This window comes from Aeromonas sp. 2MA4, assembly GCF_029237305.1.
GTDB classification, from domain to species: Bacteria; Pseudomonadota; Gammaproteobacteria; order Enterobacterales; family Aeromonadaceae; genus Aeromonas; species Aeromonas salmonicida.
Genome location: NZ_JAACFY010000023.1, coordinates 1 through 25,389 on the forward strand (window position 1 = coordinate 1; position 25,389 = coordinate 25,389).

Sequence of the window (25,389 nt, forward strand, 5' to 3'; positions counted from 1 at the left end):
AACAAAATTGTTTGATGTTCGATGCTGTGAGTGCCCACACAGATTGCTTGATTCAAATTGTTAAAGAGCGTCACGCTTGTCGCGTTGAGGAGGCGCATATTACGCTCCTCACTTCGAAAGTCAAGCGATTGTTTTCGCTTTTCTTTCGGCGCTGGCTTCGCAAGGAAGCTGGCTCATCAGTTCGGCGTGTTCCGCCGTGCTGGTAGGGGCGCATTATAGGGAGCCGCGCCGGGATGACAAGGGCAAAACCGCAAAAAATGGCACTTTTTGCGGTTTTGCGGTTCAACCGTTGTTTTATTAAACAAAAGCCCCGCATCAGCAGGGCTCCTTCGGGCAATAAACCCTGTATTCACATCAGGTTGCTATCTTTTTGACCAGAATTCCCGGGCAAAACTGCGCACCTTTTCCCAATCGGTAAATTCGAGATCCTTGCTGGTATCCGTGCTACCACCTGTCATCTTCATGATCAGCTGAATGATACGGGTCTGCCACCAGTTATAACGGGAATACTGAAGCGCACCGGCAAACACTGCCAAGGTCTTCGGTTTCCAGGGAGAGAGGCGCAGGAACTTCTTCATATAGGCATTGGTCTGCGGCGTTTGTTTCTCCGGCTTGCGCGCGGTCAGATTGACGCAGAAGAAGGCAGCGTTGGCCACCTCCAGCTGCTCCTGATGAGCGTGGATAAAGCTGAGCAAGCTGGGATGAAAATTACCATAACGGATAGATGCGCCGATCAGCACCTTCTTGTACTTGCTGAGGTTGCACATGGGCAGGGCATGCAGATCATGCATCACCACCTCGCATCCCGGCATCTCCTCCAGCATGACATCTATGATTTTGCGGGTTTGGCCGTCCCGAGAGGAATAAAGCACCAGAATCTTGTCCATAACAACCTCAACTACGCCAGAATGCGGGGGTAAACAGTACCAGAAGCGTGAAAATTTCCAATCGACCAAACAACATGGCCAGGATCAGTATCCATTTCGCTGCGGCGCTGGTACCGGCAAAGTTGGAGGCCACATCCCCCAGACCCGGTCCCACGTTGGTCAACGTCGCCGCCACAGCAGAGAAAGCGGTCACCTCATTCATCCCGGTGGCGATCAGTGCCAGCATGAACAGCACAAACAGAATAATGTAAGTGGCGAAGAAACCCCATACTGCCTCGACGATACGGTCCGACACCGCCTTGCGGCCCAGCTTGAGGGTATAGACGGCGCGCGGATGTACCAGCCGCTTCAACTCCCGCACCCCCTGCATGAACAGGATCATGAAGCGCATCACCTTGATGCCCCCTCCGGTACTGCCAGCGCAGCAACCAATAAAGGAAGAGAACATCAGCATCATGGGCAGGATAGAGGGCCAATCCGCATAACTGGTGGTGCTGTAACCCGTGGTAGTGCCGAGCGATACCGATTGAAACAGGGCGTGGTTGAGGGTCTCCTGCCAATGTTCATAGTGGTTGTGATGCAGCAGCACGGCCGCGCAGAACAAAAACAGGAACAGCTGGATACCGAGGAACACTTTTACTTCAGGATCGCGCAGATAGCTCAGCAGACGCACCGGCGTATGGGTAAACACCATGAAATGCAGGCCGAAGTTGATGCTGCCGATCAGCAGGAAGCACACTGTGATGAGGTTTATCGCCGGACTATTGAAAAAACCTATGCTGGCGTCGTGAGTGGAGAAACCGCCGATGGAGAGGCTGGAGAAAGAGTGGCAGATGGCGTCGAACAGCGACATCCCCGCCAGCCAGTAAGCAAGAGCGCAGAGCATGGTCAGCAAGAGATAAATGAACCAGAGCGCCTTGGCAGTCTCGGCAATGCGTGGCGTCACCTTGGTATCCTTGACCGGCCCCGGAATCTCGGCACGGTAAAGCTGCATGCCACCGATGCCGAGCAGCGGCAAGATGGCGACCGCCAGCACTATGATCCCCATCCCCCCCAGCCACTGCAGCAACTGACGATAGAACAGGAAGGCCTTGGGCAGGTTATCCAGCCCGGTCAGCACGGTTGCTCCCGTGGTGGTCAGGCCGGAGAAAGATTCGAAAAAGGCCTCCGAGACCGACATACCGGGGACATCGCCGATAATGAACGGGACTGCGCCCACACTGCCCAGCACAGTCCAGAACAAGACAACGATGAGGAAGCCCTCTTTCGATCTGAGTTCCTTCTTGTGATGGCGGTTGGGAAACCAGAGCAGCACGCCAAGCAGAAGCGCGATAAAAAAGGAGCTGACGAACTCGGCACCACCACCATCCCGATAACCAAACGCAACCATGGCGGGCAACAACATGGTCGAGCTGAACAGTGCAACCAGCAGGCCAACGATGCGAATAATGCTCAGAATGTGCATTCCGGCTCCCTCTTCAGGCTAAAAGAGCGATGGATTCTAGCCATCTAAGGAGCGAAGGGATACCCGTCCATGGGTTCGGTCGGTCAATTCCCGATCAACCTGGGCCCAAACAGAGGATTCCCACGCGACCTGCAAAGTGACGCGAGCACCATAATCGGCATCCAGTACCTGACCGTGATGGCTGCTGAGCAGCGCCTCTACCGCGCCCATGTCGGTGTAATCACACTGGATGAGAGAAGGGGTTTGCTGATGCCGGATCTGAGTCTCGAGTCGCTTGAGGGCTGCGCCGACACCGCCACCATAGGCCTTGACCAGACCGCCGGTACCCAGTAGCACGCCACCGTAGTAGCGCACCACAACGGCGGCTATCTCACCCAATCCGGATCCCATCAGCTGGGCCAACATAGGCTTGCCAGCGGTTCCCGAAGGCTCGCCATCATCGCTGAAGCCGTAAACCTGACTATCTTGCGGCGCCCCGGCGACAAAAGCCCAGCAGTGATGCCGGGCCCCGGGGTGTAACTGCTTTATCTCGTTTACCCAGACCTTGGCCGCCTCGACCGTCGGTGTATGGGCAATAAACGTGATGAAGCGGCTCTTTTTGATCTCTTCACTCAGCTCCAGCGGCGCGGCAGGGATGGAATAGCCAGCCGCCATCAGAGACCCGCTTGTCTCGTCATATTCTCCACCCCGTTGGCATGCAGCACTATGTTGTCCTCGATGCGGATGCCGCCGAACGGACGCAGCGCTTCCACCTTGTTCCAGTTGACCCGTTTGCCCTGCTCACTCTGACGCAGTGGCTCCAGCAGACTGTCGATGAAGTAGAGACCCGGCTCTATGGTGAACACCTGGCCCACCTCCATCACCCGGGTGCAACGCAGGTAGGGGAACTGTTCGGGGGCAGACAGGTGCGTACCGCGCTCGTCCTGCATGAAACCGCCCGCGTCGTGGACTTGCAGGCCAAGGAAGTGACCCAGGCCGTGGGGGAAGAAGACATTGGTCACGCCGGTGTGGATCATCTCATCCACTGACATGTCCACCAGCTCCACGGACTGTAGCAGTCGCGCCAGCTTGTGGTGCATCTGCAGATGCAGCTCGCTGTAGCGCCTCCCCGGCTTGATCTCCTCGATAATCTCCTGCTGTTGTGAGTCCAGCGTCGCAATCAGATCGGCAAACTCGCCCCTGCGCCAGGCCCAGGTGCGGGTAATGTCGGAGGCATAACCGTGAAAGTCCACCCCTGCATCGATGAGGAAGGAGTAACGTTCCGCATCCGGCACCCGCAAGGCAGACAAGTGGGTGTAGTGGAGGATGGCCGCATTGCGGTTGATGGCAACGATATTGCCGTAAGGCGCGTCATTGGCCCCTTGGCCAACGGCTTTCATATAAGCCAGGTTGATCTCGAACTCGCTCGCCCCCGCCATGAAGGAGTCCTTGGCAGCGATGTGGCCACGCACACCGATGCGATTCGCTTCGCGCAGGCACTCCAGCTCATAGGGCGTCTTGTAGGCGCGGTGATAGTGCAGATAGTTGAGCACAGCTTCCGGATTGGGCTGACCCAGCCCCAGCAGCTCGGCCACTTCCAGATGACCGCCCAGATAAGCCCACTCCTGCTTGCTGGCAGGCAGGTGATCAGCGATCTGCTCCGGCCTCGTCAGGAAGCGGATGTCGAAGAAGTCGACCCAGAAGGCATTGGGCAGCTCTGCCACCTTGTGCCAGAAATCCACCGGCCGGTAGAACAGCAACACTGGCTTGCTCACACCATCCACCAGCAACCAGCAGTGGGGATTGTCCAGCACCGGCAACCAGGCCTTGAAGTGCGGATTCACCTTGAAGGGGTAATCCTGGTCGTCGAGGAAGATGCGGTGGGTCTGGCCGGAGTGGATGGCCAGGCCGCTGAGCCCCTGCTGTTGCAGTATGTCGCGGGTGCGATGCTGCAAGGTATCGAGGTGCTGGGCAAAAAGTTGGCTGTAGCTGCTCATGGCGTCCTGCTCCGGGAGAAATGTGATTTCAGCATAACATCAAGCGAATCAAGGCTCGAACCGTCAAGCTATCGCTTCGTGAGGTAACGCATACGTTACAAAGCTTTTGTTATGAAACAAAAACCAATCATTAACAAATAAAAAACAATTCAATACACTGCCGGTAGATACATGCAGTCAGGGACTACTCATGCACAATCTTTGCCTGTGGCAACCGGATCAGGACAGGATTCAACAATCCAATCTCCAGCAGTTTATGGGCGAGGTCAACCGCTTCCACGGCCTGCAACTGCACAGCTATGCCCAGCTCTATCAGTGGTCGGTGGAAAAGACCACTCGCTTCTGGCCTCTGGTGTGGCAGCACTGCGGTGTCAAAGGGGAACTCGGCGACATAGTGGCAGAGAACCGCCAGGATATGCAGCGCACCCGCTGGTTCCCCGATAGCCGACTCAACTTCGCCGAAAACCTGCTGCGCCGCCAGGATGAGAGTCCGGCCATTATCTCCCGCATCGAAGGCAGCCCAAGCCGCACCCTGAGCTGGCGTGAACTGGCGGATCAGGTGGCCAGACTGACCCAGTGGCTGCGCAGCCAGGGGATAGGTCGGGGCGACGTGGTCGCCGCCTACCTGCCCAATATCCCGGAAACCGTGGTGGCCATGCTGGCAACCACCAGCCTGGGCGCTATCTGGACCTCCACCAGCCCCGACTTTGGCGAGGCCAGCGTGGTGGAGCGCTTCGGCCAAACCCGGCCCAGGGTGCTGTTTGCGGTGGACGGCTATCGCTACAACGGCAAGGCCATCGACATCCAGGCCAAGGTGGCCAGCGTGGTCAGCCAGATCGACAGCATAGAGCAGACGGTGATGATCCCCCTGCTCGGCAATCCCCTGCAACTGGGCCACGACTGGCAGCAAGTGCTGGCCAGCCAGCCGGACGCCGTCCTCCGCTTCGAACCCATGGGCTTCAACGATCCGCTCTATATCCTTTATTCGTCCGGCACCACCGGCAAGCCAAAATGTATCGTCCACGGCATAGGCGGCACCCTGCTGCAACATCTCAAGGAGCATCAGCTGCACTGCGACATCAAGCCGGGGGAGCGGGTGTTCTACTTCACTACCTGCGGCTGGATGATGTGGAACTGGCTGGTGAGCGCCCTCGCCTCCGGTGCGACTCTGGTGCTCTATGACGGCTCCCCCTTCTACCCGGACGGCAACGTGTTGTGGGATCTCGCCCGCGACGAAGAGGTCGCCCTGTTCGGTACCTCGGCCAAGTACCTGGATGCCCTGCACAAGCAGGGTTATGCCCCCATCAAGACCCACGAGTTGCCACAGCTGCGGCTCATCTGCAGCACGGGGTCTGTGCTTTCACCGGAAGGGTTCGACTACGTCTATCAAGGCATCAAAAAAGATGTACAACTGAGCTCCATCTCCGGCGGCACCGACATCTGCTCCTGCTTCGTCATCGGCAATCCCATCAGCCCCGTTTATCGCGGCGAGAGCCAGGGACGCGGTCTTGGCCTCGCGGTGCAGGTCTTCAACGAGGCGGGCCAGCCGGTGCAGGGCGAGAAAGGGGAACTGGTCTGCACCAAGCCCTTCCCGGCCCAACCCATCGGCTTTTGGGGGGACGAGAACGGAGACAAGTACCACGCCGCCTACTTCGAGCGATTCGACAACATCTGGTGCCACGGCGACTGGATCGAGCTGACCAACACCGGCGGCATCCTCTTCTATGGCCGCTCCGACGCCACTCTCAATCCGGGGGGCGTGCGCATCGGCACCAGCGAGATATACCGCTACGTGGAGCAGCTGGACGAGGTGGAAGAGAGCATCGTCATCGGCCAGCAGTGGCAGCAGGACGAGCGGGTGGTGTTGTTCGTCAAGCTCAAGCCAGGCATCAAGCTGGATGAGCCGCTGTGCGAGCGCATTCGCCAGCAAGTGAGGCAGCACTGCACGGCCCGCCACGTGCCCGCCCGTATACTGCAGGTGGATGCGATCCCCCGCACCAAGTCCGGCAAGATAGTGGAGCTGGCAGTGCGGGAAGTGGTGCATAACAGACCCGTCAACAATACTCATGCCCTCGCCGATCCCGACGTGCTGAGCCAGTATCGGGATCGGCCTGAACTAGCCAGCTGACAAGGTTCAAGATTAATAAAGGCGTCATCAGACGCCTTTATTTTGACTGTTAACCTGAGGCGAGCTTTTACTCGAAACCTGTTAAACAAATGTTTTAAATAGGTGTTGAAATTGTCTTCTTTTGGATCAATAGTGAGCCTCGCCCCCTGCTGGGGATAAAGGAGCAACACCCCCCACCGAGTGGGAACAAGGAGACACTCTCATGATCTACCAAGGCGAAACCCTGTCGGTCAGCTACCTCGAAAACGGCATTGCCGAACTGAGGTTTGATGCCCCGGGTTCAGTCAACAAGCTGGATCGCGCTACCCTGCTCTCACTGAGCGAAGCGATCGCCGCATTAAAACAAGAACGTGAACTAAAAGGTCTGATCCTCACCTCCGGCAAAGACGCCTTTATCGTCGGTGCCGACATTACCGAATTCCTGGAACTGTTCGATCTGCCGCAAGAAGATCTGCTCGGCTGGCTGAAAAAGGCCAACGACATCTTCAGCGCCATCGAAGATCTGCCGGTACCGACCCTCTCTGCCATCAAGGGCCACGCCCTGGGCGGCGGCTGCGAGACCATACTCTCCACCGATTTTCGTCTGGCCGACACCAGCGCCAAGATTGGCCTGCCCGAGACCAAACTCGGCATCATGCCAGGCTTTGGCGGCACTGTTCGTTTGCCGCGCCTCATCGGTGCCGACAACGCGCTGGAGTGGATCACCACAGGCAAGGATTACCGTGCCGATGATGCCCTCAAGGTGGGTGCCGTCGATGCCGTTGTCGCGCCTGAGGCGCTGCACAGCGCCGCCGTACAGATGATGAAAGATGCCATCGCGGGCAAGCTGAACTGGCAGAGTCGCCGCGCCGCCAAGAAGGCCCCGCTGCGTCTCTCCAAGCTGGAAGCCATGATGAGCTTCAGCACCGCCGCCGGCATGGTTGCCGCCGTGGCGGGCAAGCACTATCCGGCCCCCATGACGGCGGTGAAAACCGTCGAAGCCGCCGCCGGCATGAGCCGTGACGAAGCCTTGGTGGTCGAGGCACAAGGCTTTATCAAGCTGGCCAAGACTGACGTCGCCAAGGCGCTGGTCGGCATCTTCCTGAACGATCAGCACATCAAGGCGCTGGCCAAGAAGGCCGCCAAGCAGGCTGCTAAGGCCACTAGCCACGCCGCCGTGCTGGGCTCCGGCATCATGGGTGGCGGCATCGCCTACCAGTCTGCCAGCAAGGGCATTCCGGCTGTGATGAAGGACATCAACGAGAAAGCGCTGGCGCTGGGCATGGGTGAAGCCACCAAGCTGCTCAACGGCCAGCTCGAGAAGGGCCGCATCGATGGCATCAAGATGGGCCAGGTGCTCTCCGCCATTACCCCGACCCTGAGCTATGACAACGTCAAGCACGTGGATCTGGTGGTCGAAGCCGTGGTCGAGAATCCCAAGGTGAAGGCAGCCGTGCTGGGCGAAGTGGAAGGGATCATTGGCGAAGACGCCGTGCTCGCCAGCAACACCTCCACCATTCCCATCTCCCTGCTGGCCAAGGGACTGAAGCGCCCGCAAAACTTCTGCGGCATGCACTTCTTCAACCCTGTGCACCGCATGCCTCTGGTGGAGATCATCCGCGGCGAGCAGACCTCCGATGAAACCATCAACCGCGTGGTGGCCTACGCCGCCGCCATGGGCAAGTCGCCGGTGGTGGTCAACGACTGCCCGGGCTTCTTCGTCAACCGCGTGCTCTTCCCCTACTTCTTCGGCTTCAACAAGCTGGTCGCCGATGGCGCCGACTTTGCCGCCGTCGACAAGGTGATGGAGAAGGAGTTTGGCTGGCCCATGGGCCCCGCCTACCTGCTGGACGTGGTCGGCATCGACACAGGTCACCATGCCGGTGACGTCATGGCGCAGGGCTTCCCGGCGCGCATGAGCAAGGAAGGCCGTACCGCCATCGATGTGATGTACGACGCCAGCCGCTTCGGTCAGAAGAATGGCAAGGGCTTCTACGCCTACGAGCAGGACAAGAAGGGCAAGCCGAAGAAGGTGGCCGATGTGGCCGCTTACGAGCTGCTGGCCCCCATTGCCAAGCCGAAACAGGATTTCGACAAGGAAGCCATCATAGCCCGCATGATGATCCCCATGATCAACGAGGTGGTGCTCTGCCTGGAAGAGGCCATAGTCGCCACGCCGGCCGAGGCCGACATAGCGCTGGTCTATGGTCTGGGCTTCCCTCCCTTCCGTGGTGGCGTGTTCCGCTATCTGGACACCATAGGTCTGGATCGTTACGTGGCCATGGCCGACCAGTATGCCGACTTGGGCCCGCTCTACCGTGTCAGCGACCGCTTGCGCGAGATGGCTGCCCAGGGCAAAACCTTCTACTGATTGCGGAAAGGAGATCCATTCATGAAAGACGTAGTCATTGTCGACTGTATCCGGACCCCCATGGGCCGGTCCAAGGGCGGCGCCTTCCGCAACGTGCGTGCAGAAGATCTGTCCGCGCACCTGATGAGCTCCATCCTGCTGCGCAACCCCAACCTCGACCCGAACGAGATCGAGGACATCTACTGGGGCTGCGTGCAACAGACCCTGGAACAAGGTTTCAACATAGCCCGTAACGCCGCCCTGCTGGCTGGCATTCCGAAGCAGGTAGGTGCTGTCACCGTCAACCGCCTGTGTGGTTCCTCCATGCAGGCGCTGCATGATGCTTCCCGTGCCATTCAGGTGGGTGATGGGGACATCTTCATCATTGGCGGCGTCGAGCACATGGGCCATGTGCCCATGAGCCACGGGGTCGACTTCCACCCCGGCATGGCCAAGTCGGTAGCCAAGGCCTCCGGCATGATGGGGCTGACCGCCGAGATGCTGGGCAAGCTGCACGGCATCAGCCGCCAGCAGCAGGACGAGTTTGCCGCCCGCTCCCACCGCCGCGCCTATGCCGCGACCGTGGAAGGGCGCTTCGCCAGAGAGATCGTCGGTCTGGAAGGGCATGACGCCAGTGGCGCCCGCTTCTTCTACGACTACGACGAGGTGATCCGCCCGGAGACCACGGTCGAAACCCTGAGCCAGCTGCGCCCTGTGTTCGACCCGGTCAACGGCACAGTCACCGCCGGCACCTCCTCGGCTCTGTCCGACGGCGCCTCCGCCATGCTGGTGATGAGCGCGGATCGTGCCAAGGCGCTGGGGCTGACTCCGCGCGTCAGAGTGCGCTCCATGGCCGTGGCCGGTTGCGATGCAGCCATCATGGGTTATGGCCCTGTGCCTGCTACCCAGAAGGCGCTCAAGCGTGCCGGTCTGACCATAGGCGACATCGATCTGGTCGAGCTGAACGAGGCGTTCGCCGCCCAGTCACTGCCTTGCGTCAAGGATCTGGGACTGCTGGACGTGGCGGAAGAGAAGGTCAACCTGAACGGTGGTGCCATCGCTCTGGGTCACCCGCTGGGATGCTCCGGCTCCCGCATCTCCACCACCCTGATCCATCTGATGGAGGAGAAGGACGCCAATCTGGGTCTTGCCACCATGTGTATCGGTCTGGGCCAGGGCATAGCCACAGTGTTCGAACGGGTGTGATGTCAACGGCTCGCCCTCACTGCGACAGTGAGGGCGAGCCAAAACTGTCTTTTTTGGGGTCGGCCTTGCCGGCCCGTCATCGAGTCTGTCGAGATCGCCACACGGGGTGATCTCCTGTCGTCGGAATCTGCGCTTTGGCCGCCCCGTTTGGGTCGGCCTTTTTTATTTAGAGAGCGCTATATGGGAGGATATTGCCCATAACCTCACATTAGATGGGGGGCTTGCTTGCTTTTTGCTCCCCCGACAGGTTCAATCTGCACAAAAAAATGGGTGGATGCACATACATATGTCAACGAGCAAACAACTGCTGATCGTCGACGACGACCAAGAGATCCGCGAGCTGCTCAATGAATACCTGACCAGGGCCGGTTTCCAGGTATTGACGGCGGCGGAAGGCAACGAGATGCGCCAGCAGCTCGTCCTGCACAGCCCGGACCTGATTATTCTCGATATCATGATGCCCGGCGACGACGGCTTTACCCTGTGCCAACAGATCCGTCGCGACTCCCAGGTACCCATCATCATGCTGACCGCGGCCTCCGATGAGGCAGACAGGGTGATCGGCCTCGAACTCGGCGCCGACGACTACATCGCCAAGCCGTTCAGCCCGCGCGAGCTGCAGGCTCGCATCAAGGCGTTGCTGCGCCGCGCCGAATTCCGCCAGCCGGAAAAAGAGAAAGAACCGAGCCGCCGCCTGCGTTTCGCCGAATGGACCCTGGACACCCTGAGCCACCAGCTGACCCACGACGATGGCAGCCTGCTGGATCTCTCCGGCAGCGACGCCCTGCTGCTCGGCATGTTCCTGCAGCAACCCGGCGTGGTGCTGGACAGAGACACCATCTCCGATGCCACCCGGGGCCGCGAGAGCCTGCCGATGGAGCGTGGCATCGACGTGCAGATCAGCCGTCTGCGCCAGAAACTGGGTGACAACGGCAAGAGCCCGCGCATCATCAAGACCATACGCGGCAGCGGCTATATGCTGATTGCCGAAGTACACGAGATCCCGTGAAGGGTAAAAAGGTAGCAACGGCATGCTGAACGAAAAAAGGCGCGAGATCCCATGAGGAGTGGCTGGTTCTGGCGGGCGCTGGTTCCCCGCTCCCTGCTGTCGCGGATGCTGCTGTTGCTGCTGCTCGCCATCCTGCTCTCCCAGACCATTCTCACCGGTATCTGGATGCAGCAGATCCAGAAGCGGGAGCTGGAAGGCATGCTCAGCACCACCCGTAATCTGGCACTGTCGGCCGCCTCCACCGTCAACTTCTTCAAATCCCTGCCGCTGCAGTACCGCCACATAGCGCTGGATCAGCTGCGCAATATGGGGGGGAGCCGCTTCTTCGTGTCACTCAACGAGGAAGAGATCCACATCAGCGCCATCCCCGACAGCGAGCGCAAAACGCTGGTGCTGAAAGAGGTGCAAGGGGTGCTGGTCCGCAAGCTCTCGGACGCCATGGCCATCAAGGTGGATTTCTCCCGACCCGAGGACCTGCACGTCTTCAACAACGACACCCTGCTGGCGGATCTGCCCTCCTCCTGGGCCCGCTATACCCTGTCGCTGGAACCGCTCAATCCGCCCGTGCTGGTGACCCAGATAGAGATAGAGCCGGGTGAATGGCTCTATCTGGCAGCCCTGCTGCCCGCCCCCTACATGACCCTCGACGATACAGTGATGCCGAGCAACCAGGTGCGTTTCATCGCCCTGATGACGGTGTTTCTCTGCTTCTTCACCTTCCTGCTGGTGCGCTGGCAGACCCGCCCGCTGCGTCGGCTCGCCAAGGCGGCGGTCAACCTGGGCAAGGATATAGACCAACCTTCGCTCAAAGAGGAAGGGGCGTCAGAAATCGTGGCGGCGACCCGCGCCTTCAATATCATGCAGCACCGCATCCGCCGCTATATCGATGATAGGGAGCGGCTGTTCAGCTCCATCTCCCACGATCTCAAGACCCCCATCACCCGGCTGCGGCTGCGGGTCGAGCTGCTCGATGACGAGGTGCAGATCGGCAAGTTCAACAAGGATCTGGACGAGCTGGAGCTGATGGTCAAAGGGGCGCTGCAGACGGTGAAAGACACCGACATCCACGAGAACATAGAGCAGCTCGATATCGATGCCATGCTGGAGCAGATGGCCGAGTCCATGAACCTGCATGACGAACGGCTGACCATAGAGGGCCACTGCAAGCAGCTCTACCGTGGCAAGCCGCTGGCGCTCAAGCGCTGCATCGGCAACCTGGTGGACAACGGCATCAAGTACGGCCAGAAAGTGCGCATCATCATCATGGACGACGAGGAGATGCTGATCCTCTTTATCATGGATGAGGGCCCCGGCCTGCCGGACGATCAGTTCGAGCGCATCTTCGAGCCCTACTACCGGCTCAGCACGGATCTGGCTGGCACCGGCCTTGGTCTGGGCATAGCCCGCAACATAGCCCACGCCCACGGCGGCGATCTGGTGCTGGAAAATCGCCCGCAGGGCGGCCTGCAGGCCACCCTCTCCCTACCAAGGCAGTAACCTTATGAAGTGGTTATCTTTTTCTGTCATCGCCCTGATCTCTTCGCCCGTTGCCGCCTCCCAGCGTGTCGGGGTGCTGCACGGGTGGCGTGCGGTCGGCACCGACCACTCTCCTTCACTCAAGGCTGTCACAGTATGAAGTTGTTCCCGTTTGCCATTGTCGCCCTGCTCTCCCTGCCTGTAGGCGCCTCCCAGGTGGAGGTGCTGCACTGGTGGACTTCCGGTGGCGAGGCCAAGGCGGTGGAGGTGCTCAAGTCCGAGTGGACCGAGCAGGGCAATCAGTGGAACGACTTCGCGGTGCAGGGTGGCGGCGGCAAGAGCGCCATGACGGTACTCAAGAGCCGGGCGCTGGCGGCCAACCCGCCGGAGGCGGCACACCTCAAGGGTTATGAGCTGAGGGAGTGGGCCGGGCTCGGCTTTCTGCGCGACCTCACCCCCATGGCCGAACACCTCGGCTGGTATCCGCAGCTACCGGCCATGGTGCGAGAAACCCTCAGCCAGAATGGTGCCCTGATGGCGGTGCCCACCGGCATTCACCGCGTCAACTGGCTCTGGCTCAACCGCAAGGTGTTCGACAAGCTGGAGCTGACCCCGCCCACCGACTGGAACCAGTTTGTGGTGGTGGCAGAGCAGCTCAAGGCACAGAACATCACACCGCTCGCCATCGGCAACGAACCCTGGCAGCTGGCGGTGCTGTTCGAAACGGTGGCGCTGGGGGAGGGAGGCAAGGATTTCTATCGCAAGGCCTTCGTCGAACTGGACGGCGCGACCCTGACCGGCCCCGACATGGTACGGGTGCTGACCCGCTTCCAGCAGTTGCGCGCCTACGTACCCAAGAGCTTCGTCGGTTTGAAGTGGCATCAAGCGACCACCCAGCTGGAAACCGGCGAAGCCGCCATGCAGCTGATGGGGGACTGGGTGAAGGGGGAACTGAGCGTGAGCAACTACAGGCCCGGGGAAGACATAGAGTGTCTGCCCAGCCCGGGCAGCGACGGTCTGTTCAGCTATAACCTGGACTCCATCGCCATGTTCAAGCAGCGGGATCCCGCCCAGTTGCAGGCACAGGGTGAACTGGCCCAGCTGCTGATGACGCCGCGCTTCCAGCAGGAGTTCAACCGGGTGAAGGGCTCGATCCCCGCCCTCACCAAGCCGGACATGAGCAAGTTCGATCGCTGCGCCCTGCGCTCCTATCAGGATTTCCTGCTGGCGGAGCGAGAGGGCAATCTGCTGCCCAGCATGGCGGAAGGGATGGCAACGCCGACCAACATGCGCCAGGCGATCATGGATGTGCTGAGCAACTTCTTCAACGATCCCAATGCCAATCCGCAGCAAACGGCGCTGCATCTGGAGCGGGCCATGCGCTCGACCCGCTAGTCCCTTTCTCGACAGCCAGAAACGACAAAGGCGGATGATGATCCGCCTTTGTCATTGTGGGAAAAGCTGACTGTTCAAGGATTGTCGTTCTCGTCCTCATCTTCGTCGTAGTAATCGCTGAGCTCGATCCAGAGCCCCAACCCTATCATCACCATGGCACCGAACCAGGTGCCGGTATTACCGATCGGGCTGCCCATCACTATCATGGCGAAAGCCAAGAACCCCATGCCTGCGTAGGCTTGCAATCTGCCGTAGGAGACCTGCATATTCACACCTCCTTGTTGAATATGATTCAATTTTTATATTACTCATAAGGCGAGATGTGGGTAGGGCCAGATCACACTTTGGTTACATATGCTGCATTCAGGCCTCATTGTTTGATTATTTTTTCGCCTTGAGTATCATTGGCAGCTGAATAGGTTGAAGGTTGATTATTGATGAGTGCTTTATTCTGCGACGCAACCCATGAGTTGGACGCAATCGGGCTTCGCTGCCCGGAACCCGTGACGATAGCGCGCAAGAAAGTGCGGTTGAAGGTTGATTATTGATGAGTGCTTTATTCTGCGACGCAACCCATGAATTGGATGCGATCGGGCTTCGTTGCCCGGAACCCGTAATGATGGTGCGTAAAAAAGTGCGCTTGATGGCCCAGGGCGAGACTCTGCTGGTCAGCGCCGACGATCCCTCAACCACTCGCGACATCCCCAGTTTCTGCCGTTTTATGGATCACACCCTGGTCGCCAGCGAGACAGAGCAGGCCCCCTACCGCTATCTGATCCGCAAGGGTCAATAAGCCCAGTTTCGGAGCAAACATGACAGCCATTACCCGAATCGGTACCACCCAGCGTTGGTCAGACGTGGTCATCCACAACGGCACCCTCTACGTGGTGGAAGTGCCCGCCACGGACGACGCCGACATTCACCAGCAAACCCGCGAAGTGCTGACCAGCCTGCAGCGCCTGCTGGAAGCCAACGGCTCCGGGGTCGACAAGATCCTGATGGCCAACATCTATCTGAAGGACATTGCGGATATCGCCGCCTTCAACGAACAGTGGGATGCCTGGATCCCGGCTGGCACGGCACCGGTACGCGCCTGCGTACAAGCCCGCCTTGCCCACGAAGGCTACAAGGTGGAAGTGCAGCTGACTGCGGCAGTTTAAGCCGAGCGGTATGCCTGGCTACCCTGGCGCAAGCACCGCGGCCGTTTAAGTCCGCAACACCGGATAGCAAAAGGCCCCGCCATCACTGGCGGGGCCTTTTCGTTACCACAAACCGGAACGACTTAGGCGGTCGGGATCAGGGTGATGGTCACCCGGCGGTTCTGAGCCTTGCCGGCGGCAGTGCTGTTGGTGGCAACCGGCTGATCCGGACCCACACCCTGGGTGGAGATACGGCTACCCGTTACCCCATGGCCGATCAGCTGGGCGGCTACGGCATCGGCACGCTGGGCGGAGAGCTTCATGTTCAGATCGCGAGAGCCTGTGCTGTCGGTGTGACCGACCACGTTCAGGCGGGTCTTGTCGAACTCGGCAACCACTATGGCAACGCCGGACAGGGTATTGGCACCGGCCGCTTTGAGCTGGGCGCTGGAGCTATCGAAAGTGACGTTGTTCGGCATATTGAGGATCAGCTCGTCGCCATTGCGGGTCACGCTGACGCCAGTGCCCTGCAGCTTCTCGCGCAGCTTGGCTTCCTGCACATCCATGTAGTAACCGATACCGCCACCCAGGGCGGCGCCGGCGGCCACGCCAGTCAGAATACCCTTCTTGCGATCCCCCTTGCTGGAGGAGAGCGCCCCCACGGCGGCGCCCGTCGCGGCGCCGGCCAGCGCCCCCCAGGCGGCCTTGCCAGTCTGCTGTTCGCCAGTATAGGGATTGGTAGTACAGCCACTCAGGGCAACGGTCAGTGCCAGGGCTGGCACCAGTATCTTGGCTCGCATGAAAAAACCTCTATGAATACAGTCCGGCACCATGCCGGGGGCCGGATTGTAACGCGCCATCACGCCATTGTCTGACGCAGGTCTGAACGGCTGGCGAGAGTGAGCATTTTTTGCGCGCCAGCGGCGCTTGGCGGGCCAAATTCGGCTACAAATGCAGCCGAACTTGTCGCAAGGAAGAGGATGGCCGACCCCCCAGGCCATTCGGCGTGACCGATAGTCTATTGGCGGGAGTCTGGCACGGTCGATAAGCGCCCTCAGGCGGGCTGCTGACACTCGGCGTGGCAGGGGCAGCTGACCAGATGATCGTTCACCATCCCCACTGCCTGCATGAAGGCGTAGCAAATCGTGCTGCCGACGAAGTTGAAGCCGAGCTTCTTGAGCGCCTTGGACATGGCATCCGACTCCTTTGATGTGGCCGGAATATCGCCGTTGCCCTGCCGCTGGTTGACCATGGGGGCGCCGCCGACAAAGCCCCAGAGGAAGTCGGCGAAGTCGATCCCCTGCGCCTGCAACGCCAGATAGGCACGGGCATTTTTGATGATCGACTGCACCTTGAGGCGGTTGCGGATAATGCCGGTGTCCTCCATCAGCCGCTCTACATCCTGCTCGTCGAACCGGGCGATCAGCACAGGATCAAAGTCGGCATAGGCGCGATGGTAGCTCTCGGTACGCTTCAAGATGGTGATCCACGACAGCCCCGCCTGCTGGCCATCGAGGCAGAGCTTGGCAAACAGCTCGCGGGCGTCATAAACCGGCCTGCCCCATTGTTTGTCATGGTATTCGATATATTCCGGGTCCTTGGTCACCCAGGCGCAGCGCAATTCCATTCTTCGTCTCCTGTTATTTTTCTCTGCCCGACTCTCTGTCCGAGAAGGGGATTTCATCGGCCACATGAGGGGGCTTCCGTCCCGGGCCAACCAGGCCCGGCGCAGCCCCGCCCCATGAATCCTCTACAATTTCGCCTATTATCCGACCATGCCAGACGGTATACTCCTTCGGTTCACATTCAGCAAATCTTGCTCTGATTTCACTTCGCGCGAAAAACACTATGCAAAAATTCGATGTCAAAACCTTTCAGGGCCTGATCCTGCAGCTGCAGGACTATTGGTCCCGCCAGGGCTGTACCATCATTCAGCCGCTGGATATGGAAGTGGGTGCCGGTACATCCCACCCCATGACCTGTCTGCGTGCCCTGGGCCCGGAGCCCATCGCCTGCGCTTACGTGCAACCGTCCCGCCGTCCGACCGACGGCCGCTACGGTGAAAACCCGAACCGCCTGCAGCACTACTACCAGTTCCAGGTGATCATCAAGCCTTCCCCCGACAACATTCAGGAACTCTATCTGGGCTCCCTGAAAGAGCTGGGCATGGATCCCGAGATCCACGACATCCGCTTCGTGGAAGACAACTGGGAAAACCCGACTCTGGGTGCCTGGGGTCTGGGTTGGGAAGTGTGGCTGAACGGCATGGAAGTGACCCAGTTCACCTACTTCCAGCAGGTTGGCGGCCTCGAGTGCAAGCCGGTCACCGGCGAGATCACCTACGGTCTCGAGCGTCTGGCCATGTACATTCAGGGCGTGGACAGCGTCTACGATCTGGTCTGGTCTGACGGCCCGCTGGGCAAGACCACCTACGGCGACGTGTTCCACCAGAACGAAGTGGAGCAATCCACCTACAACTTCGAACACGCCGATGTGGAGTTCCTGTTCCACTGCTTCGAGCAGTACGAGAAGGAAGCCCAGAATCTGCTGGCACTGGAAAAACCGCTGCCGCTGCCTGCCTACGAGCGCATCCTCAAAGCCGCTCACTCCTTCAACCTGCTGGATGCCCGCAAGGCCATCTCGGTCACCGAGCGTCAGCGCTACATCCTGCGCATTCGCACCCTGACCAAGGCCGTGGCAGAGGCATACTACGCCTCCCGCGAAGCGCTGGGCTTCCCGATGTGCCAACGTGGCAGCAACGAGAACAAGCAAGGTTAAGGAACGGACATGGCACAACATACATTTCTGGTAGAGATCGGTACTGCTGAGCTGCCGCCCAAAGCCCTGCGCTCCCTGGCCGAAGCCTTTGCCGACAACTTCAAAGCCGAACTGACCAAGGCCGATCTGGCCTTCGGCGACGTCGAGTGGTTTGCCTCACCGCGCCGTCTGGCGCTGAAGGTAAGCGAGCTGGCCGGCGAACAGCCGAGCAAGAGCGTCGAGAAGCGCGGCCCGGCCGTAGCGCAGGCGTTCGATGCCGAAGGCAAGCCGACCAAGGCTGCCGAAGGCTGGGCTCGTGGCAACGGCATCACAGTTGAACAGGCCGAGCGTCTGGTCACCGACAAGGGTGAGTGGCTGGTTCACACCGCCAAGGTCGAAGGCCGTCCGGCCAAAGACTTGCTGGGCGAGCTGGTTAGCCAGGCACTGGCCAAGCTGCCCATCCCGAAAATGATGCGCTGGGGCGACAAGACTATCCAGTTCGTGCGTCCGGTGTTCACCGTGACCCTGCTGCTGGATGGGGATCTGGTTCCCGCTCACATTCTGGGTATCGACTCTGCCCGCACCATTCGCGGTCACCGCTTTATGGGCGAGCCTGAGTTCCAAATCGACAACGCCAGCCAGTACCCGCAGATCCTGCTGGAAAAAGGCAAAGTGGTTGCCGACTTTATGGCGCGCAAGGCCAAGATCAAGGCTGACGCCGAAGCGGCCGCTGCCGCCTTCGGCGGTGTTGCCGATCTGGACGACGCACTGCTGGAAGAGGTTACCGCTCTGGTCGAGTGGCCGGTCGTGCTGACCGCCAACTTTGAAGAGAAGTTCCTGGCCGTGCCGGCTGAGGCGCTGGTGCACACCATGAAGGGTGACCAGAAGTACTTCCCGGTCTACGACAAGAACGGCAAGCTGCTGCCGAAGTTCATCTTCGTCACCAACATAGAGTCGAAAGACCCGAGCCAGATCATCAGCGGCAACGAGAAAGTGGTTCGCCCCCGTCTGTCTGACGCCGAGTTCTTCTTCAAGACCGACCTCAAGCAGACGCTGGCCTCCCGCCTGCCGCGCCTTGAAACCGTGCTGTTCCAGCAACAGCTGGGCACAGTCAAGGCCAAGGTCGAGCGCATCGAGACCGTTGCCGGCTTCATCGCCGAGCGCATCGGTGCCAACGTGGCTCAGGCCAAGCGTGCCGGTCTGCTCTCCAAGTGTGATCTCATGACCAACATGGTCGGCGAGTTCGCCAGCACCCAGGGTGTGATGGGGATGCATTACGCCCGTCACGATGGCGAAGACGAAGTGGTGGCCGTGGCCCTGAACGAGCAGTACATGCCGCGCTTCGCCGGTGATGCCCTGCCGTCCGCTCTGGAAGCCTGCGCCGTTGCGCTGGCCGACAAGCTCGACACCCTGGCCGGTATCTTCGGCATCGGCATGCTGCCCAAAGGCGATAAAGACCCCTTCGCCCTGCGCCGCGCCGCCATCGGTGCTCTGCGCATCATGACCGAGAAGCAGCTGGATCTGGATCTGGTTGAACTGGTTGAAGAAGCGGTACGCGTCTACGGCGACAAGCTGACCAACAAAACCGTCGTCACCGACGTGGTCGACTTTATGCTGGGCCGCTTCCGCGCCGCCTATCAGGACGAAGGCATCGGTGCCGATGTGGTGCTGGCCGTACTGGCCCGCCGCCCGACCCGTCCGCTGGACTTCGATCGCCGCGTCAAGGCCGTCAGCCACTTCCGCAGTCTGGATGCCGCACTGGCACTGGCTGCTGCCAACAAGCGCGTCAGCAACATTCTGGCCAAGGTGGAAGGCGAACTGCCGACTGCCGTCAAACCGGAACTGCTGCAGGACGCTGCCGAGAAGGCGCTGGCCACCCAGGTTGCTGCCCTGCAAGCCGAACTGGCGCCGCTGTTCGCTGCCGGTGACTATCAGGCAGCCCTCACCCGTCTGGCCGCCCTGCGCGAGCCGGTCGACACCTTCTTCAACGAAGTCATGGTGATGGCCGACGACGAGGCCCTCAAGGCCAACCGTCTGGCGCTGCTGAACAACCTACGCAACCTGTTCCTGCAAGTCGCGGATATCTCCCTGCTGCAGTGATGTTGGTTGGGTTGAGTAATAGTAAAAACGGCGCCGAAAGGCGCCGCTTCAATTTACAAAAGTATCAATGTGAAAAAACCTAAAAAATGTACGTACTCATGACTATATGCAACTAAGCACTGTAACCATGAATTGAAAAATTGATTAACAACACATTTGTCCTTGTATATTTTCATCATCAAAAATATAGTGTTTGTCACGTGTAAGTTTTGTTTTTATTTATACAAGAGATATATATGCGCCCCATTTTCATTAGAGCATTCTTTAGACACGCCCTAAAAAAACCAGCACCACAAACTATACCTCGCTCTGGAGAAGAAGGAGCCAAAGTTGATTGCTATGCGGTCAAGATACAAATAGATAAAGACCAAAGCTTTTGGGTTGAAAGAATCTGTGGGGATATTTTGTCTGGTTATATTTATGACCAGAGATCAGAACAAAGAGTACCATACGAGATGCATCTTTCTACACTCGATACTTCCACGATAGAAATTACAAAATTTAAAGGATATTACGATATTTCATTTAGTAGCCTAATAGAATTCTTTATCAAAGACTTCAGTTCATACATTCATATAAAGATGAGTTTTTTATCAGTCATAGATAGAACCTTACAATACGCATACAATCGCAAAACATTGCAGGCGCATAAAAGAATTGAAGTGATTAAATTCCTTATTCAAAGACATCTCTATAAGAGAGAAGAGTTCAATATAGTTGACCTTATGTTGGGTCTACACTCACTTCGATTAATCAATCATCCAGATAAAAATAGAATAAAAGGAATTCTGAAACTCTATGTTGAATCATTTATTGAGACTGGGGAAATCTTAAGGCTTGGTGGTGGTAGGTATAAAATAACAGGGAAAGCCATTTCAACTTTAGAGGAGTATGAAAACGTAGAGAGAAAACACTCTGAAAATAAACGATTACAGGAAATAATCGCTATGACAACAATAATTTTAATGCTTTTAGCTGCTGGTCTAATCAAATTTCCAGTGATGTTAGACTTTACCTAAGTTGCCCGTAGGGCATAAAAAGTTGTGACACCCACCTCATCCCAGCAGATGATGGATTCTCCCGCTATCACAGCCAGCCTAATTTCCAACTCCGGCTGGCCGCCCCTGACTCGCAGGAACAAAAGCCTCTCGTTCGTCCGATTACGCTGCGCTAATCGAACCTACGATTCCTGTGCCAACGCGGCAATGATCCGCTCCACGCTCTGGGCTACCGACAGGGTGGCGCTATCCAGTATCAGGCGCTCCCTGTCCCAGGGTTCATAGTCACGGTCGAGCACAGCCTGCCAGTCCGGCAATGCAAACCCCGCAATATCGGCCGTCCTGCTCTCGACCCGTTCGCGGTGCAGGCTCGGATTGGTGCAGACGACCTCGATATCGAGACAGGGCACCCCGACCGAGAGGGCGATGTCATGGTAAGCATCCCGGGTGAGCTGGATGGGGTTAACGGAATCCGTGATGACGATAGAGCCAAGTTTCAGGTTCTCTCTGGCCAGCTCATAGGCAACGAAATACCCGGCGGGCCCCATCTCTTCACCCGTCCGTTCAGCGTCACGAATGGCCTGCTCTATGGTATCGATGCGCAGATAGACAGCCCCCAACCGCTTGGCCAACGCGCGTGCAATTGTGCTCTTTCCGCTGCCCGGCAAACCACTGAAGATAATCAGCATCGTGTTCCCTTGTGATGAAAAAGCTTGCCGGCATTCTCTCCGCGATGAAGGCCCTGAGTCCAGCGCCGGTATGCCGTACGCTCGCCCGATCACCACGACACAAAGCTGACCAAAACTGGGACACTCACCTAGTTCCAGCCTTTGACAACTCACTCCCCCTCCATGTCCTGCCGAGCCGGATCACGCCAGTCGCGCCGAGCCGTGACCGGGCGTAACATAGCCGGCCCACTCATCACTTTTTCAGGCACGGTTCACCCCCGAAAAAACTGAATCGGCGACGGCCGTGGGCTAGGATGATGAAAGCAACCTCCTGTTAATAGCCGCTGACCATCAGGGAAATTCATGCTGCAGAGACCCAGCTTCTGCCTCTTCTTTTCTGCCATGCTGCTCCTGCTGCACGCTTCATTGGTAATGGGCGCACCGACCAAAGGCACCATCACTCTGGTGAGCTCGCTGGATACCAAGGAGTCCATGTACGGCCGCTGGCTGAAGCTGATTTATCAGGATGCCTTTGCGCGCCTTGGCTACGACTTCATCTATGCCGGTTACCCGGGCGGGCGAGCCCCCCATATGGCCGAAAGTGGCGAGGTCGATGGCGAGATACATCGTGCCACCGAATATCAACTGCAAACCCGCCATCTGCTGAAAGTCCCCGAATCCCACTTCACCCTTTCCTATGAGGCGTATGCCGCCATTCCGGGTATTCAGCTCAAGGGGTGGAGCAGCCTGCTCGGCACCTCTTATCGGGTGGAGTACCGCCGCGGGGCCAAGTTGCCAGAGTTGGCACTGTCCAGGGTGGTGGCGCCCGCCCAGCTGTTTGATATCAGCACTGTGGATCAGGGAATGGGCAAACTGCTCAAGGGGCGCAGCGATCTCTATATTGAGCAAACCATGGTAGCCAAGCAGGCTATAGCCGCGCTTATCACCAGGTCTGAAGCCGGCACCAGGATCTACTCCGCAGGCATCATGGATACCCTTGACTCATATGTGTATCTGCACGAGAAACATAAAACCCTGGTGGCCCAGCTGGCGCTCGTTATCCGCCAGATGAAACAGGAAGGCGCCATAGCCCGTTATCAACAACAAGCGCTGCAAGAGAGCACACCCTGGCAACCGGCCTGGCCTCTTTCCGGCAGATAGCGTTTAGTGTTCAATGGCAGCAAATTCACCTGTTGGCAGGCCGTTTTCCGGGCGCCATCCAGACTTGTTATCATTTGAAGCTGGATATAGGCTTGATATCGCGCTCCGGCTCACCAGTCCCCCTGTATGAGGAAAGCATGGACATACCTTCTGCTCCCCCCCAGCTATCGTGCCAGCAGTGCCAGCAGTGCCAGGAAAGCGGGGATCTCGGCTTCGATTTCACCATGGCCTTTCAACCCATAATCCGCTGTCGCACCCGCACCATATTTGGCTATGAAGCGCTGGTCAGGGGGATCAATAACGAACCCGCCCACTCAGTGATTTCACGGGTCAACGATGACAATCGCTACCGCTTTGATCAGCTTTGCCGGATCAAAGCCATTGCACTGGCGGCCAAACTCAAGATGCAGGGAATGCTGAGCATCAATTTCCTGCCCAATGCGGTTTATCGTCCGGAGCGCTGCATCCGCACCACCTTGCAAGCCGCGCGGGAGCACCAGTTTCCCATCGAGCAGATCATGTTCGAGTTCACCGAAGTGGAGCGTGTGGCGGATAACCAGCATATTCGCCACATAGTGGATCACTACCAGGCACTCGGTTTCAAGACGGCGATGGATGACTTTGGCGCCGGATATTCCAGTCTCAATCTGCTGGCAGATTTTCTGCCAGACATCATCAAGCTGGATATGCATCTGTTGAGGGGGATCGATAAAGACAAGGTCCGCCAGGCCATTGTGCGTCACTGTCTCGCCCTCTTTGAGGAGTTGAACATCACCCCCCTGGCGGAAGGGATCGAAACCCGGGATGAAATGGCATGTCTGCAGGATATGGGGATAGACCTGATGCAAGGTTATCTGTTTGCCAAACCCGGTTTCGAAATACTGCCCCCCGTGGACTTCGATGCCCTTCTGTAAAGCGGGAGAGGTGAGCCAGGCAATCGGCCCCACTATCGATCATCATAATCCACCCCATCGCTCACCTTACCCGGGAGCATGATGGCGAGCAGCGTGACCCGTCTGTGGGGATGCCGCTGCTAGCGGCATTGTCATCCATTTATCAAGGAGAGAGACATGATGCAACGCAAGACCCTGGCCCTGCTGCTGGCGACTCATCTGCTGATCGGGGGATTGGGGTTTGCAGCCGGCATCTATACCCTTCCCATACTGATCGCGCCACCCGCACCGAGCAGTGACGCGGTAGCGGCCAGCCAGCAGCAGGCCAGTTTCAGCGGCACCTTTCGTCGGGATCTCAAAGACAGCGACCGGCTGCACTGGGGGGAAGGCAAGGTGAGCATTGGGCCCGATGCCATCAGCCTGATGGGCAAGCTGGCACCTGGGCCCGATTACCAGCTCTATCTATCACCGGAATTTGTCGAAACCGAGGCGGATTTTTCCCGCCTGAAAGCACAGATGGTGCACGTCGGGCCGGTCAAAACCTTTGACAACTTTATCGTGCCACTGCCCACCAGCATCGATCCAGCCCGCTACAGCAGCGTGATCGTCTGGTGTGAAACCTTCGGCCAATTCATCACAGCAGCCCGCTATCGCTGAGTTCGATGTCAGATGGCCCCCAGTCGGCTGGTTTTCACCATCAAAAAAGGCGCCAAAAGGCGCCGTTTTTCTTGTTGCAGCACACCCCCTCACACTAACTCGGAGGGAAGTGGCCGCCAATGCTGATCACCTTGACCTGCTGCAGGGTGCCATTGATGGTAAAGGCGACCCTGTGCTCCTGACTGAGCCGGATCGTGTAGACCCCCTTGTTGTTGCCGCTCAGCTGCTCGTAGTGCATATCGCCGACCTTGCCGGCGGCACTCTTGGGATCCGAGCCGCGCTCGATCTCCCGCCGCCATTCGTGATACTTGCTCATGGCCGACGGGGTCACAGCAACATGCTTGTCCTTGTTGTAGAGGATCCGGGGTTGAGAATCAACGATAGTCCATGCCATAGCCATCTCCTAGTCAGGCTCCAAAGAGAACCAAACTATAGCCCAAACCAGCTGAATGGCAGACTACAGTGGCACGACCCCGAACTGCTGTTGCAGCAACCGCTGGCCACGGGCGGTCAGGATCAGCTCACGACTACCCAGTCCTCGCACCAGCCACCCCTTGTCCAAAAAATGGGCAAGCAGTCGGGTTCCCAGCTCGCCTCCCAGATGCATGCGCCTCTCGCTCCAGTCGAAACAGTGGCAAGCAAAGTGGCGCTTGCCACTCGGCTGGCAATCAACCCCAAGCTGCGCGAAATGGTGCTCCCCCTCAGGAGTCAGGGCATAACTGCTGGCGTCCAGCCAACCTCGGGCAATCAGGCTGTCATGGAGTCTCACCCCCAGCTCGCCCGCCAGATGGTCATAACAGGTGCGGGCAAAGCGCAGTCGTTCCGGGGTCTTGCTACGAAGAGAACCTTGCTCTACCAGCCCCATCAACTGCTCCACCACCCTCGCCACCTCATGATTCGCGATGCGGTAGTAGCGATACTTGCCCTGCCGGACACAGGCCGCCAGTCCCTGCTGCTGGAGCATGGCAAGGTGACTGCTGGCAGTGGATGCCGACACCTCGGCCACAGTGCTCAGCTCGGTGGCCGTCCAGGCACGGCCATCCATCAGGGCGCACAGCATGCGGGCGCGACTACTGTCGGCAATGGCGGCCGCCACCTGTGCCAGACCTTGTTCAAGGGTGTCCTGTTCGCTCATATCGCTACGC

25 protein-coding genes are annotated in these 25,389 nt (G+C 58.5%); 15 read left to right on the forward strand and 10 right to left on the reverse strand.

Translation table 11 applies throughout. The annotated features are described in order from the left end of the window. Window positions 1–362: 362 nt before the first annotated feature. The 4 genes from hemG to pepQ are packed head-to-tail and all read right to left on the reverse strand — an operon-like array spanning window position 363 to window position 4,328. Window positions 363–887, reverse strand: coding sequence for a menaquinone-dependent protoporphyrinogen IX dehydrogenase (hemG, locus tag GWQ31_RS19000; protein WP_234578987.1), 525 nt, complete (start codon window positions 885–887; stop codon window positions 363–365). Window positions 888–894: 7 nt separating this feature from the next. Then, the gene (locus tag GWQ31_RS19005) at window positions 895–2,352 is read right to left on the reverse strand and encodes a TrkH family potassium uptake protein (protein ID WP_021140667.1); all 1,458 of its coding nucleotides are present in this window, start codon (window positions 2,350–2,352) and stop codon (window positions 895–897) included. 36 nt (window positions 2,353–2,388) lie between these two features. Further along, a complete protein-coding gene (locus tag GWQ31_RS19010) occupies window positions 2,389–3,006 on the reverse strand; it encodes a YigZ family protein (RefSeq protein WP_017413084.1) in 618 nt (205 codons plus the stop codon). Continuing rightward, complete coding sequence (gene pepQ / locus GWQ31_RS19015; RefSeq protein ID WP_021140665.1) at window positions 3,006–4,328, reverse strand: Xaa-Pro dipeptidase; 1,323 nt, start codon at window positions 4,326–4,328, stop codon at window positions 3,006–3,008. Before pepQ ends, GWQ31_RS19010 begins: the two co-directional genes overlap by 1 nt. 190 nt (window positions 4,329–4,518) lie before the next feature. On the opposite strand from pepQ, the gene GWQ31_RS19020 reads away from it, so the two are divergent. The 7 genes from GWQ31_RS19020 (at window position 4,519) to GWQ31_RS19050 (ending at window position 13,871) form a co-directional block, all read left to right on the forward strand. After that, a complete protein-coding gene (locus GWQ31_RS19020) occupies window positions 4,519–6,456 on the forward strand; it encodes an acetoacetate--CoA ligase (protein ID WP_275910015.1) in 1,938 nt (645 codons plus the stop codon). A 202-nt stretch (window positions 6,457–6,658) separates the two neighbouring features. Further along, window positions 6,659–8,806, forward strand: a complete 2,148-nt coding sequence (fadB, locus tag GWQ31_RS19025; protein ID WP_275908073.1) for a fatty acid oxidation complex subunit alpha FadB — start codon at window positions 6,659–6,661, stop codon at window positions 8,804–8,806. Next, the gene (fadA, locus tag GWQ31_RS19030) at window positions 8,807–9,991 is read left to right on the forward strand and encodes an acetyl-CoA C-acyltransferase FadA (protein ID WP_198519299.1); all 1,185 of its coding nucleotides are present in this window, start codon (window positions 8,807–8,809) and stop codon (window positions 9,989–9,991) included. It abuts the gene before it with no gap. A 286-nt stretch (window positions 9,992–10,277) separates the two neighbouring features. Beyond that, a complete protein-coding gene (locus tag GWQ31_RS19035) occupies window positions 10,278–11,000 on the forward strand; it encodes a response regulator transcription factor (RefSeq protein ID WP_059113618.1) in 723 nt (240 codons plus the stop codon). A 51-nt stretch (window positions 11,001–11,051) separates the two neighbouring features. Then, window positions 11,052–12,497 (forward strand): ATP-binding protein, encoded by a 1,446-nt coding sequence (locus GWQ31_RS19040; protein WP_021140662.1) that lies wholly within the window; start codon window positions 11,052–11,054, stop codon window positions 12,495–12,497. Between the two features lie 4 nt (window positions 12,498–12,501). Further along, on the forward strand, window positions 12,502–12,636 hold the full coding sequence (locus tag GWQ31_RS19045) for a hypothetical protein (RefSeq protein ID WP_256686280.1): 135 nt from the start codon (window positions 12,502–12,504) through the stop codon (window positions 12,634–12,636). After that, the gene (locus GWQ31_RS19050; protein ID WP_111589752.1) at window positions 12,633–13,871 is read left to right on the forward strand and encodes an ABC transporter substrate-binding protein; all 1,239 of its coding nucleotides are present in this window, start codon (window positions 12,633–12,635) and stop codon (window positions 13,869–13,871) included. The genes GWQ31_RS19045 and GWQ31_RS19050 overlap by 4 nt, the downstream gene beginning before the upstream one ends. 74 nt (window positions 13,872–13,945) lie before the next feature. On the opposite strand, the gene GWQ31_RS19055 is transcribed toward GWQ31_RS19050, so the two are convergent. Further along, window positions 13,946–14,137, reverse strand: coding sequence for a hypothetical protein (locus tag GWQ31_RS19055; RefSeq protein WP_005320579.1), 192 nt, complete (start codon window positions 14,135–14,137; stop codon window positions 13,946–13,948). 281 nt (window positions 14,138–14,418) lie between these two features. On the opposite strand from GWQ31_RS19055, the gene tusA reads away from it, so the two are divergent. After that, the gene (gene tusA / locus GWQ31_RS19065; protein ID WP_005320582.1) at window positions 14,419–14,664 is read left to right on the forward strand and encodes a sulfurtransferase TusA; all 246 of its coding nucleotides are present in this window, start codon (window positions 14,419–14,421) and stop codon (window positions 14,662–14,664) included. Between the two features lie 19 nt (window positions 14,665–14,683). Then, the gene (locus GWQ31_RS19070; RefSeq protein ID WP_275910016.1) at window positions 14,684–15,031 is read left to right on the forward strand and encodes a RidA family protein; all 348 of its coding nucleotides are present in this window, start codon (window positions 14,684–14,686) and stop codon (window positions 15,029–15,031) included. A gap of 122 nt (window positions 15,032–15,153) precedes the next feature. Here GWQ31_RS19070 and GWQ31_RS19075 read toward each other — a convergent pair whose 3' ends face one another. Both GWQ31_RS19075 and GWQ31_RS19080 read right to left on the reverse strand, forming a co-directional pair. Then, entirely contained in the window at window positions 15,154–15,810 is a 657-nt protein-coding gene (locus tag GWQ31_RS19075; protein ID WP_275910017.1) for an OmpA family lipoprotein, read from the reverse strand. Window positions 15,811–16,064: 254 nt separating this feature from the next. Next, window positions 16,065–16,637, reverse strand: a complete 573-nt coding sequence (locus GWQ31_RS19080) for a DNA-3-methyladenine glycosylase I (protein ID WP_275910018.1) — start codon at window positions 16,635–16,637, stop codon at window positions 16,065–16,067. A 221-nt stretch (window positions 16,638–16,858) separates the two neighbouring features. On the opposite strand from GWQ31_RS19080, the gene glyQ reads away from it, so the two are divergent. From glyQ to GWQ31_RS19095, 3 genes are all read left to right on the forward strand, one after another. After that, window positions 16,859–17,788 carry a glycine--tRNA ligase subunit alpha gene (gene glyQ, locus GWQ31_RS19085; RefSeq protein WP_010672400.1) on the forward strand — a complete coding sequence of 310 codons (930 nt, stop codon included), beginning with the start codon at window positions 16,859–16,861 and terminating at the stop codon, window positions 17,786–17,788. A 9-nt stretch (window positions 17,789–17,797) separates the two neighbouring features. Then, window positions 17,798–19,867 carry a glycine--tRNA ligase subunit beta gene (glyS, locus tag GWQ31_RS19090; protein WP_275910019.1) on the forward strand — a complete coding sequence of 690 codons (2,070 nt, stop codon included), beginning with the start codon at window positions 17,798–17,800 and terminating at the stop codon, window positions 19,865–19,867. Between the two features lie 236 nt (window positions 19,868–20,103). Beyond that, window positions 20,104–20,886: a hypothetical protein gene (locus tag GWQ31_RS19095; RefSeq protein ID WP_275910020.1), complete on the forward strand. Its 783-nt coding sequence runs from the start codon at window positions 20,104–20,106 to the stop codon at window positions 20,884–20,886. Between the two features lie 161 nt (window positions 20,887–21,047). Here GWQ31_RS19095 and GWQ31_RS19100 read toward each other — a convergent pair whose 3' ends face one another. Further along, window positions 21,048–21,554: an AAA family ATPase gene (locus GWQ31_RS19100; protein ID WP_275910021.1), complete on the reverse strand. Its 507-nt coding sequence runs from the start codon at window positions 21,552–21,554 to the stop codon at window positions 21,048–21,050. Between the two features lie 342 nt (window positions 21,555–21,896). Between GWQ31_RS19100 and GWQ31_RS19105 the strand changes: the two genes are divergently transcribed. The 3 genes from GWQ31_RS19105 (at window position 21,897) to GWQ31_RS19115 (ending at window position 24,244) form a co-directional block, all read left to right on the forward strand. Beyond that, a complete protein-coding gene (locus tag GWQ31_RS19105) occupies window positions 21,897–22,694 on the forward strand; it encodes a hypothetical protein (protein WP_275910022.1) in 798 nt (265 codons plus the stop codon). Window positions 22,695–22,831: 137 nt separating this feature from the next. Next, on the forward strand, window positions 22,832–23,608 hold the full coding sequence (locus GWQ31_RS19110; RefSeq protein WP_275910023.1) for an EAL domain-containing protein: 777 nt from the start codon (window positions 22,832–22,834) through the stop codon (window positions 23,606–23,608). Between the two features lie 159 nt (window positions 23,609–23,767). Further along, a complete protein-coding gene (locus tag GWQ31_RS19115) occupies window positions 23,768–24,244 on the forward strand; it encodes a DM13 domain-containing protein (RefSeq protein WP_275910046.1) in 477 nt (158 codons plus the stop codon). A 94-nt stretch (window positions 24,245–24,338) separates the two neighbouring features. On the opposite strand, the gene GWQ31_RS19120 is transcribed toward GWQ31_RS19115, so the two are convergent. Both GWQ31_RS19120 and GWQ31_RS19125 read right to left on the reverse strand, forming a co-directional pair. Next, window positions 24,339–24,638 (reverse strand): hypothetical protein, encoded by a 300-nt coding sequence (locus tag GWQ31_RS19120; protein WP_275910024.1) that lies wholly within the window; start codon window positions 24,636–24,638, stop codon window positions 24,339–24,341. Window positions 24,639–24,701: 63 nt separating this feature from the next. Beyond that, the gene (locus GWQ31_RS19125) at window positions 24,702–25,379 is read right to left on the reverse strand and encodes a metalloregulator ArsR/SmtB family transcription factor (protein ID WP_275910025.1); all 678 of its coding nucleotides are present in this window, start codon (window positions 25,377–25,379) and stop codon (window positions 24,702–24,704) included. Between the last annotated feature and the right edge of the window lie 10 nt (window positions 25,380–25,389).